This window comes from Acinetobacter sp. YH12218 (genome assembly GCF_013417925.1).
In the GTDB taxonomy this organism is placed as follows: domain Bacteria; phylum Pseudomonadota; class Gammaproteobacteria; order Pseudomonadales; family Moraxellaceae; genus Acinetobacter; species Acinetobacter amyesii.
On record NZ_VPDB01000029.1, the window covers coordinates 1 to 16,950 of the forward strand.

General features: G+C 40.3%; 16 protein-coding genes. 12 read left to right on the plus strand and 4 right to left on the minus strand.

Going from position 1 to position 16,950, the window contains the following annotated elements; translation table 11 throughout:
• Positions 1 to 252: 252 nt before the first annotated feature.
• The 4 genes from FTV03_RS09585 to FTV03_RS09600 form a co-directional block, all read right to left on the minus strand.
• A complete protein-coding gene (locus FTV03_RS09585; protein WP_180011068.1) occupies positions 253 to 945 on the minus strand; it encodes an FKBP-type peptidyl-prolyl cis-trans isomerase in 693 nt (230 codons plus the stop codon).
• Between the two features lie 54 nt (positions 946 to 999).
• Positions 1,000 to 1,713: an FKBP-type peptidyl-prolyl cis-trans isomerase gene (locus tag FTV03_RS09590; RefSeq protein WP_180041214.1), complete on the minus strand. Its 714-nt coding sequence runs from the start codon at positions 1,711 to 1,713 to the stop codon at positions 1,000 to 1,002.
• Positions 1,714 to 1,899: 186 nt separating this feature from the next.
• Positions 1,900 to 4,038, minus strand: a complete 2,139-nt coding sequence (locus FTV03_RS09595; protein ID WP_180041216.1) for a polysaccharide biosynthesis tyrosine autokinase — start codon at positions 4,036 to 4,038, stop codon at positions 1,900 to 1,902.
• An 86-nt stretch (positions 4,039 to 4,124) separates the two neighbouring features.
• Positions 4,125 to 5,201, minus strand: a complete 1,077-nt coding sequence (locus FTV03_RS09600; protein WP_218950641.1) for a polysaccharide biosynthesis/export family protein — start codon at positions 5,199 to 5,201, stop codon at positions 4,125 to 4,127.
• 409 nt (positions 5,202 to 5,610) lie between these two features.
• Between FTV03_RS09600 and tviB the strand changes: the two genes are divergently transcribed.
• The 12 genes from tviB (at position 5,611) to FTV03_RS09660 (ending at position 16,923) form a co-directional block, all read left to right on the plus strand.
• A complete protein-coding gene (gene tviB, locus FTV03_RS09605; protein WP_180041218.1) occupies positions 5,611 to 6,888 on the plus strand; it encodes a Vi polysaccharide biosynthesis UDP-N-acetylglucosamine C-6 dehydrogenase TviB in 1,278 nt (425 codons plus the stop codon).
• A 15-nt stretch (positions 6,889 to 6,903) separates the two neighbouring features.
• Entirely contained in the window at positions 6,904 to 7,926 is a 1,023-nt protein-coding gene (locus FTV03_RS09610) for an NAD-dependent epimerase/dehydratase family protein (RefSeq protein WP_180041220.1), read from the plus strand.
• Positions 7,927 to 7,936: 10 nt separating this feature from the next.
• On the plus strand, positions 7,937 to 9,109 hold the full coding sequence (locus FTV03_RS09615; RefSeq protein WP_180041222.1) for an oligosaccharide flippase family protein: 1,173 nt from the start codon (positions 7,937 to 7,939) through the stop codon (positions 9,107 to 9,109).
• A complete protein-coding gene (locus FTV03_RS09620; RefSeq protein WP_180003620.1) occupies positions 9,109 to 9,702 on the plus strand; it encodes a DapH/DapD/GlmU-related protein in 594 nt (197 codons plus the stop codon). Before FTV03_RS09615 ends, FTV03_RS09620 begins: the two co-directional genes overlap by 1 nt.
• Positions 9,703 to 9,822: 120 nt before the next feature.
• Positions 9,823 to 10,371 (plus strand): acyltransferase, encoded by a 549-nt coding sequence (locus FTV03_RS09625; protein WP_180041224.1) that lies wholly within the window; start codon positions 9,823 to 9,825, stop codon positions 10,369 to 10,371.
• A gap of 31 nt (positions 10,372 to 10,402) precedes the next feature.
• Positions 10,403 to 11,521 (plus strand): glycosyltransferase, encoded by a 1,119-nt coding sequence (locus FTV03_RS09630; RefSeq protein ID WP_180041226.1) that lies wholly within the window; start codon positions 10,403 to 10,405, stop codon positions 11,519 to 11,521.
• Complete coding sequence (locus FTV03_RS09635; protein ID WP_180041228.1) at positions 11,518 to 12,612, plus strand: glycosyltransferase; 1,095 nt, start codon at positions 11,518 to 11,520, stop codon at positions 12,610 to 12,612. Before FTV03_RS09630 ends, FTV03_RS09635 begins: the two co-directional genes overlap by 4 nt.
• Positions 12,609 to 13,748, plus strand: a complete 1,140-nt coding sequence (locus FTV03_RS09640; protein WP_180041230.1) for a glycosyltransferase family 4 protein — start codon at positions 12,609 to 12,611, stop codon at positions 13,746 to 13,748. Before FTV03_RS09635 ends, FTV03_RS09640 begins: the two co-directional genes overlap by 4 nt.
• A gap of 32 nt (positions 13,749 to 13,780) precedes the next feature.
• Positions 13,781 to 14,320, plus strand: coding sequence for a serine O-acetyltransferase (locus FTV03_RS09645; RefSeq protein WP_180003610.1), 540 nt, complete (start codon positions 13,781 to 13,783; stop codon positions 14,318 to 14,320).
• Positions 14,321 to 14,473: 153 nt separating this feature from the next.
• Positions 14,474 to 15,082, plus strand: a complete 609-nt coding sequence (locus tag FTV03_RS09650; RefSeq protein WP_180041232.1) for a sugar transferase — start codon at positions 14,474 to 14,476, stop codon at positions 15,080 to 15,082.
• Positions 15,075 to 15,734 (plus strand): acetyltransferase, encoded by a 660-nt coding sequence (locus FTV03_RS09655; protein ID WP_180041234.1) that lies wholly within the window; start codon positions 15,075 to 15,077, stop codon positions 15,732 to 15,734. Before FTV03_RS09650 ends, FTV03_RS09655 begins: the two co-directional genes overlap by 8 nt.
• Positions 15,735 to 15,753: 19 nt before the next feature.
• On the plus strand, positions 15,754 to 16,923 hold the full coding sequence (locus FTV03_RS09660) for a DegT/DnrJ/EryC1/StrS aminotransferase family protein (protein WP_180041236.1): 1,170 nt from the start codon (positions 15,754 to 15,756) through the stop codon (positions 16,921 to 16,923).
• The last annotated feature ends 27 nt before the right edge of the window (positions 16,924 to 16,950 follow it).

Consider the following 16,950-nt stretch of genomic DNA (forward strand, 5'->3'; position numbering starts at 1 on the left):
TGTTCAAATGGCTATTCTACGTTTGATTGGTTTTGGAAAAAAAGAAGAATTTAAGAAAGTGCTAGCAATTTTAAGAAAGAAAAAGCCTGATAGGACAAGGATCCTATGAAATTTGTCGTGTACAGAGGAAATAAATATAAGATATCAATGTGAATTTTAAGTCAAATCAATCAAAAAAATTGTAAAAGAAAATAATGGAACGATGAAATATTGAGGAGCACCGAGATTTGTCGATGCTCCTGAAGGGAGTAGTTATTTCGGGAGAACTTCAATGAGCTCTACATCAAAAATCAGCGTGCTATTTGGCTCAATGACGTCTGCTGAACCAATTTGACCATAGCCTAAATTTGCAGGAATGAAGAAGCGATATTTTGCACCTTCTTTCATCAACTGTAGACCTTCCGTCCAACCCTGAATGACTTGGCTCACTTGGAACATCGCAGGTTGGTTACGTGCAATTGAACTATCAAAAACAGTGCCATCAATTAAGCGACCTTCATAGTGAACTTTCACTGTTGAATTGGCTTTAGGTGACTTACCTTTGCCAGCTTGAATGACTTGATACTGCAGGCCAGATTTCGTGACCTGAATGCCCGGTTTTTTGGCATTTTCAGCAAGGAAAGCTGAACCAATGGTGGCATTCGCATCCGCTTTTTGCTTCAGTTCAATCAGTTGTTTCGCTTCGGTTTGCTTTTTATATTGAGTTAAGGCACGGGTCATTTCTTCATCTGTTAGTGACGAGGCTTGACCTTTAGATGCTGCCTTTAAACCTGCAACAAAAGCATCAATATCTAAGTCCTTAATGGATTCAGCATTACTGCGTCCCATTAAATAACCAAAACTATAACCGACTTGTTCTGCAGCACTACTTTTATTACTGACATCTTTGGCAAATACAGTGCTTGAGCAGAGTGCCAAACACAACATACTGATCTGTAATTTCATGACCGAGTCTCAAAATAAAGCAGGAGAGCGAAAAGCTCTCCTGTACCGGTTTTATTATTTAACTTCAATGAGTTCTACATCAAAAATTAAAGTACTGTTCGGTGGAATCGTTCCCGGAACACCTTGAGCACCATAACCTAGGTTTGAAGGAATATACAAAGTGGCTTTGCCACCTTCTTTCATTAACTGTAGACCTTCAGTCCAACCTGGAATCACTTGGTTCAACGGGAATTCAATTGGCTCGCCGCGCTGCACTGAACTATCAAATACTGTGCCATCCACTAACTTACCTGTGTAGTGAACTTTTACAACCGATGTTGCTTGCGGTTGTTTACCTGTACCTTCTTTCGTTGTTAGGTACTGTAAACCAGAAGCAGTGGTTTTAACCCCAGCTTTGCTTTTGTTTTCCGTTAAGAAATTATCACTGCTACTTTGTGCTTGCTTATTGCTTTCGAGCTGCTTATTTTGCATTTCTTGTTGGAACTCAGCATATGCTTTTTGTAATTCTTCTTCAGTATATGCAGGTTTTGCACGAGCATGACCCGCACGAACGCCCGTGACAAAGCTATCAATATCTAATTCTGGAGGCGTTTGATGGGCAACTTCATAACCAAGTGCATAACTGATTTTAGCGACAGCAGAAGCATTGGCAGCTGGTTGAGTTGATGTTGCTGATTGCGTAGCAGGTGTTTTAGTTGCAATGTAAACAGGAATTAATGCAGCACCACCTAAAATAGCAGCAACAGCAATTGGTAAGGCTTTACTCATAGTTGTTCCAAAATATTTTAATAGTCAAAATAAGTAATCGTATACAAGCTTATCATAGCTTAAACAAACCAGTATTATAATTAATAAAATAATAACAGTAATAGTGTTTTGTATTTAAGTTTTTGAAATGATTGAATATACCGCTCTTATTGGATTAGAAAGAGCGGTATTGAAAAGATTAGTTTTTTAAACTAAAAAAGGGATTTTTGGAACACCATTCAAAATCACGCCATCAAATTTAAAACCTGAATTTTTAAAATACTCTAAAGCTTTTTCTAATTCATTTGTTGTAGTTAAACTTGAATGAGAGACTAATACATGAGTATCTATGTGTTTAGCTAATATTACACTATCAGAAAAATCAATGATTGGTGAACTATTTAAAATCACTAAATCATACTTTTGGGTTAGTGTTTCAAGCAGGGTAGTGAGTTTATCGTTACTGAGAGTTGAAATTGGGTTAGGCACTTTATTACCACAAATAATTATGTCTAAGTTTATTTGTTGGGTAGGCACGATGATGGTATTTGACTCTACTTTAGATTCTAAGTAGTCGCTTAAGCCAGCTTGATTATTTATATTGAAATATTCGTGAAGATGACCATTTCTTAGATTAGTATCAACAAGTACCACTTTTAAATTGAGCTGCGCTAGTACAATTGAAATGTTCGCAGCTAAAGTTGTTGTACCAATATTTTTAGAAGTACCTATAATTTGAAAGATCGGTTTTTGTTTAAGTTGAGTTGTAGAATAAATTGCATTAGCTGCTTGGCGTATTTGTTCAACAATTTTTTCAGTTGGGTGATTAATGGCTAAAGTAGGTAAATAATTTTTTGATTTACTATTGAGTTGGTCTGATTGTGAAATTTCACCAAAATTCTTAATATCATGCTCACGTACAATAAGACTAAGATTTCGGATACCTGTATTCATCAAGTTGCGAAGAAGGGCAATGAATACACCGATGAAACCTCCAACTAGAATTGAAGCAATAAGTACAATAAGTTTTCGTGGTTTTATTGGTTTAACGGGTTCAACAGCAAAGTCAATAATATCTACTTTACCTAATTCACCTGCTTTCGCTACATTTAAAGTTTGGTAGGTACCTAATAAATTAGTATACAGTTTGTTTTTAATTTCAACATCACGATAATATTGCAAATATAAGCGTTGTATTTCTGGAAGTTTTTTAACTTTTCCATTAATTTCAGTGATTTTAGAGCTAATTGTTGCTAATTGAGCACCAATGGCTTGCATTGCTGGATGTTCAGATGTGTATTGAGCGCTTAATTCAGCTTGTTTTTGTTGAAGTAGAATTTTTTGAGTTTCAAGCTCCATACTTTGTTTTAGATATAGCTCAGATTCTTCTTTAACATCAATTGTTCCGAATTTTTCTCTGAATTGGTTGAATTGTCGCTCTGAATTATCTAAATCATTTTTTAATTCAGGTAGTTGCTTTTCTAAAAATGCAACTTGTTGATTTTTATCAGCTACACTGCGATCAATATCTTGCGCTTTATAGATATTAAGGACTGTATTAAGAACTTCAGGAATATTGGTTTTGTTAATACCTTGATAAGTAAGTTCTAATATGCCAGTACCTTTACCTTTTTCTTCAACATTAAAATCATTGAGTACTTTAGACATAGCCGCAGGTAAGGAGTGCTTTTGAATATTGAATATTTGTTCAGATACGACTGAGCCAGAAATGTTAATTTTCCAACCTGTATGATTTAAAATATGATTAAGCTCTCCTTTAATTAATAAATTATTTGTTTCTTCATCAAAAATTGAGTATTGGTCATTATTAATTTTTAAAACTAAAGTTTTATTTTCATATTCTTTAGGTGTAATGAACTGAGTAAATTTTAGTTGATTATTATTTGTATTTGATGAAAATATAATGCCTTTTTGATTGTAATCTAAACTAGACTCATCATTATAAAAAACTTTATGTAGAATATTTTCTTGCGGATGAATAGATAGATCTAAATTTAAATTTTGGATTGCTTGGCCAAAAATCGCACGTGATTTTAATAATTCAATTTCACTTTGTGTTGAATTTCCGCCTGCTCCACCTAAGCCAGCAAAACTTGCCATAGCTGCCATTTCAGAGCTTAGTTTGGCCAAGGGACTTGTACTATTTGATTTAATTTGTACTAATGCATCAGTTTGATAAATAGCGTCACTACTGCGTAAATATAAAATTGCACAAATAAAAGTGAAAAATGTACAAAGTATAATTAATTTCCACTGTGCAATAAGTGTAAAAAATAACTCTTTTAAATCTATTGTGTCATCTTGCAAGTTTGATTCTGTGTTCATGTATTTACTGCTAAAGAATAAGAATGAGATTGGTAATTAGGGAAAATATTTAATGACTTAAAAAGACATTTTAATAATATAAAACTTTACTGACCAAACCTATCTAAATTATAAATCATATTTGAAAAAGGAATGACTTGGTTAACCACACGTTGCCAGCGAGCTAAACCAGTTGCATCAACATATACAATATCATTGCTACGCATTTTGAACTGGTTTGCGAGCCCAAAGTCACCAATACTGGTTAAATCTAAATTGTAAATTTCAGTCATTGAGCTATTCATATCACTACGAACTACATAAATTTTGCTACGACTCGCTGAGAGTGAGTTAAGCCCTAGGCTTTCACCAAGGACATCACTGAGGCTCATGCCTTGTTCACGCATTGGTAAAGATTGGTTTTTGCCAGACTCTCCCATCACATAAATTTTTTGGTTTTCACGTGAGTTGACATAAATTGTGTCATTTGGTTGGATGAGAAGATTATGTAGTGAATAGCCAGCCTGTTCTAATTGGATAGTATTTAACGTATAGGTTTGTCCGTGGCGTACCAAGGTAATAGACGTATTGTCGCCAAATTGCGTATTTACGCCGCCAGCAAGACCAAGTGCAGTATATACGCTGGTAGGTTGGTCGGTCAGATTAAATTGACCACCTTTCATTACGTTACCTTGGACAGAGTAACGTTGACCTTGATAGGAAAGGACGCGAACAATCACATCTGGGGTTTTCAAGTAACGAGCGAGTTGACTACGCAATTCCTGATTGACTTGAGTGAGTGGCTTGCCTGCAGCTTTATAACGACCAATAATCGGAAACTGAATGTAACCACTTTGATCAATTTGATAACCATTTGCTTGGGAAGCATCATTATTATTTACTGTATTATTAGGTGGGGTGATTTCTGGGTAAGCCCATAAATAAATCGTGAGGATATCGCCTGAACTTAAGAGGTAGCTCTTTTGATGTTGATTAAATAAGTGAGCAAAATTTTGTTGGTTAACCTGAGCGGGTTGAACAGCAGCTAAATTTTCTTGAGTTAGTTTAATAACATTAACTGTCGAACCTAAATCAGTTTGAAATGTGCCTTCTTTAGGAAGGTCATAGGTTTGTAAGCCTGAAGTAATGGCACAACCCGTCATACTTAGACTCAAAGCTAACATGCAGCTATAACGATAGTAACTCACTCGAATACAAATCCTATTTATAAAATATTTGAATCATTAAAATGCGGGCTAAAGCACCCAAATTACTCATTTTAGATTACTAAGTTTATACTATTCACTTTGCAGAATATAGCTTAACATTTGTTTTAATTCGTGTGTTTAGTCAACACATGCATGGATGAATATCTTTTAAAGATCTTAAAGATCTTATTGTTATTTAAATTTTCTTGAGATGAGCAATGTTGGTCTTATAGGGTGAATCGTTTAATCCTATAAATCTTTTTTGGTTAAAATTACAGTCGACATAGAACATCATTACACAATCGAAATTTGATTTTCTGATATAATTTAACGCTATTTACAACATAACGATGATTGATGATTCATCGATGACATAGGCTTCAGTATGTTACAACTCTCCGAATTAAAAATTGCCATAATCGGATTAGGTTATGTCGGTTTACCGCTAGCTGTTGAGTTTGGAAAAAAAGTTCCCGTGGTGGGCTTTGATATTCATCAGAAGCGTATTGATGAATTACGTAGCGGACGTGATCATACTTTAGAAGTCTCTCCTGAAGAGTTAGCACAATCGGCTCAGTTAAGTTACAGCGCAAATTTAGAAGATTTAAAAGACTGTAATTTCTTTATTGTCACAGTGCCAACCCCGATTGATGAATATAAGCAGCCGGATTTAACCCCGTTGGTGAAAGCCTCAGAAAGCATTGCAAAAGTGCTGAAAAAAGGCGATATCGTGGTGTATGAATCGACGGTATACCCGGGTGCAACTGAAGAAGTGTGTATCCCTGTTTTAGAGAAAAATTCAGGCTTAGTATTTAATCAGGATTTTTATGCAGGCTATAGCCCTGAGCGTATTAACCCGGGTGATAAACTGCACCGCGTGACGAATATTTTAAAAATCACCTCAGGTTCTACGCCTGAAGTCGCTGATTATGTGGATCAAGTTTATAATTTAATTATTGAAGCAGGCACACACAAAGCAGCCAGCATTAAAGTTGCCGAAGCGGCGAAAGTCATTGAAAACACTCAGCGCGATGTGAATATTGCCTTAATTAATGAATTGGCATTGATTTTTAATAAAATGGGCATTGATACTGAAGCGGTATTACAAGCGGCAGGTACTAAGTGGAATTTCCTGCCGTTCCGCCCGGGTTTGGTTGGCGGTCACTGTATCGGTGTTGATCCGTACTATTTAACCCATAAAGCGCAAGCGATTGGTTATAACCCAGAAATTATTTTAGCGGGCCGCCGTTTAAATGATGGTATGGGGGCTTATGTGGTCACTCAGTTGGTGAAAGCTATGCTGAAAAAACGCATTCAAGTAGAAGATGCCAAAGTCTTAATTTTAGGTTTAAGCTTTAAAGAAAACTGTCCGGATATCCGCAATACCCGCATTATTGATATTGTGAATGAGCTGAAAGAATACCATATTGATGCTGATGTCTATGATCCTTGGGTCGATGGAGCTGAGGCTGAACATGAGTACGGCATTAGCCCTGTGCAGGCGCTGGAAAATGGCAAGTATGATGCTGTAATTTTAGCGGTTGCGCATCACCAGTTTAAAGACATGGGCTTAGATGCGATCCGTGCGTTGGGTAAAGCTGATCATGTGCTGTATGACTTGAAATACGTGTTATCTCAAGCTGAATCTGATCTTCGTTTGTAAGAGGGGCATACCAAAATGAATCAATATCAACAGGTATGTGAAAACCTTAAAACAGCGCCTAAAACATGGCTGGTCACAGGTGTTGCGGGCTTTATCGGCTCGAATCTTCTCGAAACATTGCTCAAGCTCAACCAAACCGTAGTGGGTTTAGATAACTTTGCTACAGGTCATCAGCATAATTTGGATGAAGTGCAAAGTTTAGTGACTGCTGAGCAATGGGCAAAATTCAGTTTTATTGAAGGTGATATTCGCCAGTTTGCCGACTGCAAAAAAGCCTGTGCCGGTGTGGATTATGTCTTGCATGAAGCTGCTTTAGGTTCTGTGCCGCGTTCGATTGCCGATCCGATCACGACCAATGATACCAATATCAGCGGTTTCTTAAATATGCTTACTTCTGCGCGTGATGCAGGTGTTGCCAGCTTCACATACGCCGCCAGCAGTTCAACCTATGGCGATCATCCTGCATTGCCAAAAGTCGAAGAAAATATTGGTAATCCGCTTTCACCGTATGCAGTGACCAAATACGTGAATGAATTGTATGCCGATGTATTTGCACGTACATACGGGTTTAAAGCGATTGGTTTGCGTTATTTCAACGTGTTTGGTCAGCGCCAAGATCCAAACGGTGCTTATGCTGCGGTGATTCCGAAATGGACGGCATCAATGATCGCTGGCGAAGATGTCTTCATCAATGGTGACGGTGAAACCAGCCGTGATTTCTGCTTTATCGATAACACGGTTCAAGCCAATATTTTGGCGGCAACTGCATCTGATGACGCTAAAAACCAAGTGTATAACGTGGCTGTGGGTGACCGTACTACGTTGAATGAGTTATATCGTGCCATTCAGGTGGCACTTGCTGAAAATGCGGTGAACTTTGAGCGTGATCCTGTGTACCGTGAGTTCCGTGCGGGTGATGTACGTCATTCACAAGCCAGCATTGCCAAAATTGAGCAAGGTTTGGGTTATGCACCGCAGTTTAAAATTGCCGAAGGCATTCAATTGGCCATGCGTTGGTACGTCAATAACTTAAAATGATCTTGAACCGATGATTGCGAAACTCTTCGCAAAGTATCAGTCCATTGGACTGATTACCTTAAGTTTACTGGCAGGTGCGATAATGACATTTATCGCACTTCCTGTTTTAACACGTCTGTATTCTGTTGCTGACTTTGGCGCGTATGGCATTGCTTTGGCGATTGTCAGTGTGCTTTCAACAGTAGCCAATTTGCGTTTGGATCAAGCGCTATTGGTCGCTGAGGAACAAGATAAAAAAAGCCTGATCTTTGAAGGGGCTATATTCTCAACAGTAATCGCTGTGATGAGTAGCATTGTTATCAGCTTGATTTTAAATATTGAAATGGCGTTTGCTGTTGCAACGGGTGTGCTTGCCAATACGCTGATTCAGAGCGTTTATAATTATCAATTTGCTGTACATAAAGAATATTTTTGTGCAGGTCTAAATATTTTTAGAAGTGCGATCGTCGTTGTAGTACAACTGAGTTTGCCACTGTTCATGCAGATCAGTCTGGTCAATAGCTACAATGTCAGCTCGATCCTGATGATCGTGGCGATGTTGCTCTACCTATTGAAGTATCAGCTCTATCAAGTCAGTTGGCAGGCATTTAAACATTATCAAGATTTTATTTATGCCAATACCCCGCATGCCTTGCTGAATAGTTTTTCGCATAACTTGCCGTATTATGTGGTGTCGCATTTTGTCGGTGTGCAGGCGATGGGTTTCTATGCCATTGTCGAGCGGACTTTACGTGTGCCGATCAACCTGATTTCGCAAACCTTGCGTCAGTTCTTTATTCGCAAATTTAAAACCACGGATTCCAATCAAAGTGCTTTAAAGGCGAGTGTACTACTCAGTCTGGTTTCACTGCCATTATTTGCTTTGGTCTTTGTATTGCCTGAATCTTTATATTTATGGGTTTTTGGCAGTGAATGGGTGGGTATTTCGAGCTATTTCCAAATTTTAGCTTTGGGCTATTGGGCGATTTTCTGTAATCCGCCAAGCTCAGCTTTTCTGATTGCTAAGCGCAATAGCCAAGTGCTGTTTAAGTTGCAAATCGTAGAACTCATGATTAAGTTCGCTTTATTTGCAGGCTTCTATGCAGTCTTTGCTGATAAGGTATATATGTTGCTTGCGGTGCCTGTAGCACTGATCATTTATAATTTTGCCATTTTATATGTGGTGTGGAGAAACAAAAGCTGATGTTTTTTAAACTGTTAAAACTGATAAATTGGTTCACTGCACAATGCCGTCAGCAATTTTATAATGTGGCTTTTGGCACCAAATTTCGTTATTTCGGCAAAGCCTGTACGGTCGATATTAGCGGACAAGTGAAGATCGGCAACAATGTTTATATTGGCGATCATGTCAGTTTAATCGTCGAGCAAGGTGCAATTTTAGAAATCGCGGATAACAGTTTTATTGGTGAAAGTTGTTATATCAAATGCTTTGGTGGCAAGGTGTCGATTGGTAAAGATGTCAGCATTAACTCGAAGTCATTTATCAATGGCTGTGGCGGTGTCAGCATTGGAGACAACACCCGCATTGGCACGCAAAGCATCATTATTGCCAGTAATCATAAATTTGGTGAACCTGATGTGTTGGTGAAAGATGCGATTACCAAACAAGGCGTGAGTTTGGGTGAAAATATTTGGCTTGGTGCACGGGTGACGGTACTTGATGGTGTGAAAATTCCAAGTGATTCGGTGATTGGCGCGTGTAGCCTCGTCTCGAAACCTTTGGATGAATCAGGTATCTATGTCGGTAGTCCTGTTAAAAAAATCAAATCGCTCTGATCTTTTTTTTCATCCTGTATCGTGACTGCGGTTTCCATATCGTAAAGTAGATTTTCAGCGTAAAATATTCAGCTTAATTTTCTCCCTTTTGATTTTCTGATCCTGACATAGGTCATGCGTATGGCATTTATGGTTTCTGCTTTTCGACAGCTGTTTGATCTTGCTTATTTTATGGCGAAGGGCAGTGTGGCTTATGCACGTAAAAAAGGTGTGAAAGTCGGTGAAAACTGCCGAATCTATATTAAAAGTTGGGGCTCAGAACCGTTCTTGGTTAGCATTGGCGACCATGTGACGGTCACTTCAGGGGTGAAATTTATTACCCATGATGGCAGTACCTGTCTAGTCAAAGATGAGCAAGGGAAGCGCTATCAACGCTTTGCCCCAATTCAAGTTGGTTCGCATGTGTTTATTGGGGTCAATACCATTGTAATGCCAGGCGTGAGCATTGGCTCAAATGTGGTGATTGGTGCAGGCTCAGTGGTGACAAAAGATATTCCTGATCATAGCGTGGCGATTGGTGTGCCTGCCAAAGTGGTATCCAGTTTTGCTGATTATCAAGCCAAAATTCAAAGCACCTGTGCCAGTGACAGTGAGCTTACTGGCATCACGGATTATCGTGAGCGTGTTGAGCGTGCCATGGCGATTCAAGCCTCAAAAACACTGCATTAATATTCTCCCATTTTAAAATTTAGGTCTGCATATGTTGAATAAAGTCATGTTCTTTTTGCCGAGCTTGGGCGGTGGCGGTGCAGAACGTACAGTCATTCAACTCGCCAACAGCTTTGCGGAACAAGGTCTAAATATTCATTTGGGCGTGTGTAATGTCACAGGTGATAAAGCCAAACTCTTGCCTGAAGTCAGCCCGAAAATTCAATTGGTGAATTTTAATTGCGGTCGGGTGATGAATAGCATCACGCCTTTAAAAATAAAAATGAAAGCTGAGCAATACGACTGCTTAGTCGCAACACAAACCCACACCAATATTGTGGCAGGTATTGCGAAAAAACTCGCAGGTGTTAAAACGCGATTAATCTTCCGTGAAGTATCTACGCCGTCCAAAAACTTAAAATTGCAAGGTCTTGCCAAATTTTTGCTGAAAACTTTGGTGAATTGGACTTATCCCATGGCACAGCAAGTGGTCTGTGTTTCCAAAGGGGTTGAAGCCGATTTTCGTGAATATTATGGCTATAAAAATAATAATCTGAGCACCATTTATAACCCTGTACTGGATGATACCTATTTTGAAAAACTGAAAGTATCTGTCACACATCGCTTTTTTAATAATGACAATAAAGTGATTTTGGCGGTAGGTCGCCTGACTGAAGCAAAAAACTTTGGTTTTCTGATTCGCTCTTTTAAAGCCTTGCATGATCAGCATCCTGAAACCCGATTATTGATTTTAGGTGAGGGTGAATTGCGTGCAGAGTTTGAAGTTCTAGTTGCCGACTTGGGTTTAAAAGACGTGGTGGATTTGCCGGGCTTTGATGCCAATCCATACGCTTATTTTAAATATGCATCGCTATTTGTTTTAAGCTCGAATTGGGAAGGCTTGCCGGGTGTACTTATTCAAGCCTTAGCCTCTAAAGTGAAAGTGGTGAGTACCAACTGTCCAAGTGGACCAATGGAAATTCTAGAAAACTCTAAGTTTGGTTTATTGGTTGAATGTAATGATCAGGCAGGTTTAACCCAAGCGATGCAGCAAGCGATATTTGCAGATTATGTGCAATATCAAGATGCTGATTTTGAATCACATATTCAGCAGTTTCATAAGCAAACCGTGCTCAAGCAGTATTTGCGAATGATGGAGTCGGCGGCATGAGCAAACCTTTGATGGTACATGTGATCACCAACTTTGCAGGCGTGGGTGGTGCCGAAATGATGTTGGCACGCTTAATTCAGCAAACTGAACATGACTATCAGCACGTGATCATTGCACTGATGAAAACTTCCAAGGTGTATCAAAGTACTTTAGAGCGTTGTCAGTCGCATTATGCGCTCGGTTGGAATGGTTTAAATACGCTGAGTACGGTGAGTCAGCTGCGCGCATTACTCAAAAATCTACAGCCCGCAACGGTGCAATGCTGGATGTACCATGCCAATGCATTGACCAGTCTGAGTGTTATTGGTTTAGCGAAAAAACCAAAGGTCGTATGGGGTATTCATCATTCTCTTGCTTCTCCTAAAGATGAATCAATCAGCACCAAGATTGCCTTGGGCATAAGCAAAATACTGTCACAGCAACCTAGTGCTATTATTTATTGTGCGCATTCGTCTATGCAGCAGCATCAGGCCTTCGGCTTTAAAAATGGCAATAGCCAAGTGATTGCCAATGGCGTATTTCTCGATAAGTTTCAGCCTAATCCCCAATTGCATGAACCAACCGTGATTGGTTTTGCAGGGCGTTACCATACGGCCAAAGGCTATCCCTATTTGTTTGAAGCTATGGGTTTGCTGAAAGATAAAAACATCATCTTTAAAATTGCAGGCAGCGGTGCAAGCCTAGAGAATCATGAAGTGAAAACTATGTTCGAGCAGTATCAGCTAGATGCTCAAAAAGTGTATTTGCTTGATCAAATCTCAGATATGCCTGCTTTTTATCAATCGATTGATGCATTCCTCATGACTTCAATTACCGAAGGTTTTCCGAATGTTTTGGTGGAAGCGATGGCATCAGGGGTGCCATGTATTAGTACCAATGTTGGCGATGCTAAATACATTGTGCAGGACTTAGGTGCAATTGTACCGCCACGCAATGCACAAGCTTTGGCAGATGCAATTTTGGTGTATGTGCAAAAAACAGAAGCAGAAAAACACGCTTTAAAACAAGCAACGCGTGAACGGGTTGAACAGAATTTCAGTATCGAAACGGTCAGCAGTCAATATATGCAGGTGTGGAGCCAACAGGCATGAAGTTTTTAATGATATGCAGTTATTTGCCCTCTGCACTGAACTTCCGTGGCAAGCTGTTAGAAGCGATTGCAAATCAAGGCTATGAGATTCACATCATGGCACCTGAGCTGAGTACGTTCCCTGACGAATATCAACAGTTGCAGTCGCTCGGATACACCGTACATGATATTCCCATGCAGCGCACAGGCACCAATCCACTGGCAGATTTAAAACTGTTAAAACATCTTTATCAGCAAATCCGTCAAATTCAGCCTGACTATGTGCTGTCTTATACCATTAAACCAGTCATTTACGGCACGCTGGCTGGATGGCTTGCAAAAGTACCACATCGTTTTGCTTTAATTACCGGTCTAGGTTATGCCTTCCAAAATGTAGAATCGGGCAAACGCAGTCTGTTTCAAAAACTGGTGCATGGTTTATATGCACAGGCTTTAAAACATAGCGACAAAGTCTTTTTCCAAAATCCGGATGATCTCAAATTATTTCAAGAGATGCATTTGCTTGATGCCGAAAAGCCGACGGTGGTGGTGAATGGTTCGGGTGTCAATGTACAAGACTTTGATGTATTGCCTTTACCGCAAAATGATGCGGGGATAGTCAAAGCTTCATTCTTACTGATTGCACGTTTGCTTGGTGATAAAGGCGTACGTGAATATGCCGAAGCCGCGCGGATCATCAAAGCAAAACACCCAGCAACAGAGTTTCATTTGGTCGGTTGGATTGATGATAATCCATCAGCTATTTCTAAAGCCGAACTTGATGAATGGATTGCCGATGGTCGCCTCAACTATTGGGGTAAACTGAGTGATGTACGTCCTGCAATTGCGGAAAGCTCGGTCTACGTGTTGCCCTCCTACCGTGAAGGCACGCCACGTACGGTATTAGAGGCGATGGCTATGGGACGGGCGATTATTACCACCGATGCACCAGGTTGTCGTGAAACGGTATCGCACGGTGTGAATGGTTATTTGGTCGGAGTGAAGTCTGTAGATGATTTGGTGCAATGCATGCAATACTTTATTGAAGATCCAAAACTGATTGAGTATATGGGACAGCGTTCGCGAGAAATTGCGCTGAATAAATATGATGTGCATCAAGTGAATAAGCATTTGCTGGCTGAAATGGGTATCCATTAAAGGCGATTCACCCAATTTAAGAGGCGATCCAGATGACTTTAAAATATATAAAAAGTGATTTATACCGTTATACGGGCAATCTTGGTTTTAAATCATTTTTGAAAACTTATTTTTTCAATCGTGGTTTTAATTTTTCATTTTGGCTGCGTTTGGCCAGTGCAAAATCATTTTGGGCAAAGTTGGCTTATCCCATTTATTATTATAAAAAAAAGCAGTACGGCATAGATATTCATACCACAACTCAAATTGGATATGGTCTGTTTATTGGTCATGGCGGGCCGCTGGTTGTTAACCCTACGACTGTGCTTGGCAATAATGTAAATTTATCGCAATTTACAACGATTGGTGCCAATGGCGGCCGTCAAGCAGCAGAAATTGGTGACAATGTTTATATTGGGCCAAATGTCTGCATTATTGAGCATGTAAAAATTGGCAATAATGCCACTATCGGTGCGGGCAGCGTTGTGACGAAAGACATTCCTGAAAATGCAACTGCGGTAGGAAACTACGCGAAGGTGATCAGCATGAATAACCCGGGTCATGCAGTCAATCGTCGTTGGACCGATCTCTAAACGACTATATTTTCGGGATCTTTTGGAATGGGCACTACTTGAGTCCCTTTGACGGTTGAAATATTTTACAAATCTGATGGTCTCGAACAGGGTATAATCATTGCTAGAAATGGATACCATTTCCCCATCTTCATCTAATCTTAAGAGTGAACCATGTTAAAGCGCTTATTGGATATTGTGATCGCATCATCTGCGCTGGTGCTGCTGTCTCCTGTTTATGCTTTGGTGGCTCATAAGGTGAAAAAGAATTTAGGTTCGCCAGTGCTATTTCGTCAGGTGCGTCCGGGCTTACATGGCAAACCATTTGAAATGATTAAGTTCCGCACTATGAAAGATGCGCTGGATGCTGAGGGCAACCCATTACCCGACAGTGAACGTCTCACCCCATTTGGTAAAATGCTCCGTGCCACCAGTCTCGATGAAATGCCTGAATTGTGGAACGTGATTAAAGGTGACATGAGTATTGTTGGTCCACGTCCATTACTGATGGAATATCTACCTTTATATAATAGCGAGCAAGCCAAACGTCACAACGTGCGTCCGGGTATCACGGGTTATGCGCAAGTGAATGGTCGCAATGCCATTTCATGGGAAAAGAAATTCGAACTCGATACATGGTATGTTGAAAACCAATCATTGTGGCTCGATTTTAAAATCATGCTGAAAACCATAAAAAAAGTGATTGCCAAAGATGATATCAGCGCGGAAGGTGAGGCAACCATGAGCAAATTTACCGGCTCTGCGGAACATAAAAATGACTAAACTGTTTGCGATTTATGGGGCATCGGGCTGTGGGCGTAGTCTCATGCCGGTGGCACGGCAGCAATTAGCCCGTGAACAAGACAGTTCTGAAATTGTCTTTATTGATGATGCCTTAACAGAGATGGGTGAGGTGAATGGTCATCGTGCCATGAATTATTCAGCATTTTTAAATGAATCAGCATCAAGAAAATACGTGCAAATTGCGATTGCCAATAGTCGTGTACGCGAAAAAATTGCCCAGCGTTTAGAAGTGGATGGTATTCAGCTTTGGTCAATCTGTGCTGACAACGTCATTTTCATGGATGAAGTACAAATTGCAGAAGGTTCAGCACTCAGTCCATTTGTCACCATTACCTCCAATATTAAAATCGGAAAATGCTTCCACGCCAATTTATATAGCTATGTCGAGCATGATTGTGTGATTGGGGATTTCGTTACCTTTGCGCCAGGCGTAAAATGCAACGGTAATATTCATATTCACGACCATGCTTATATTGGCGCAGGGGCCATGATTAAGCAAGGCACCCCCGATCAGCCTTTGGTGATTGGTAAAGGCGCGATTGTCGGTATGGGCGCCGTAGTCACCAAAAGTGTCCCTGCGGGCGCAACAGTGGTGGGTAATCCTGCGCGGATTGTCACGACTTCACAGTAATACGTTTTAGGAAAATTCCATGTTAAACAGTGCATTTGAGCCTTGGCCAAGCTTTACCCAAGCAGAAGCCGATGCGGTGTCAAAAGTTCTTTTGTCCAATAAAGTGAATTATTGGACAGGGCAGGAATGCCGTGAATTTGAAAAGGAATTTGCACAGTTTGCAGGAACCAAGCATGCAGTTGCCGTAGCCAATGGCACCGTGGCACTCGATTTAGCCCTAAAAGCCCTCGGCATCGGTGCAGGGAATGATGTGATTGTCACTTCACGTACCTTCTTGGCTTCAGCAAGTTCGATTGTGACTGCAGGTGCTAATCCGATTTTTGCTGATGTGGAACTCGATTCACAAAACATCTCACGTCGTACTATTGAAGCGGTGCTTACACCGAATACCAAAGCGATTATTTGTGTGCATTTGGCGGGTTGGATGTGTGATATGGATCCAATCATGCAATTGGCAGAGGAGAAAGGCATCTTCGTGATTGAGGATTGTGCTCAAGCGCATGGTGCGATGTATAAAGGTAAATCCGCAGGTTCAATTGGTCATATTGGTGCATGGTCGTTTTGCCAAGACAAGATTATGACCACTGGCGGTGAAGGCGGTATGGTCACCACCAATGATGAAAGTCTGTGGAAAAAAATGTGGTCGTATAAAGATCACGGTAAAAACTTTGATAGCGTGTATAACAAGCAACATCCACCGGGCTTCCGTTGGTTACACGACTCATTTGGCACCAACTGGCGCATGATGGAAATGCAAGCCGTGATTGGTCGCCTGCAACTCAAACAAATGCCTGAATGGACGGCAAAACGTAATGCCAATATGGCGCTTATCCAAGCGGCATTTGAAAATAGTCCGTATTTTACTGTAGTAAAACCGTCTGTTGAATATGTGCATGCAGCCTATAAATGCTATGTGCAAGTGAATACTTCAGCCTTGCCTGTAGACTGGTCGCGTGACCGAATCATGGCAGAAATCAATGCATTGAATGTGCCTTGTTTTAGCGGCTCGTGTTCAGAAGTGTATTTAGAAAAAGCATTTGATGGTACGCCTTGGCGTCCTGCGCAGTCTTTACCGCAAGCTAAACAGCTAGGTGCAACAAGCTTAATGTTCCTTGTACACCCAACCTTGTCCGAGCACAGCCTACAAAAAACCGTGGATGCGATCCAAGCGGTGATCGCAAAAATCTAAACCTGAAAAGAGCGTATAATATGCGCT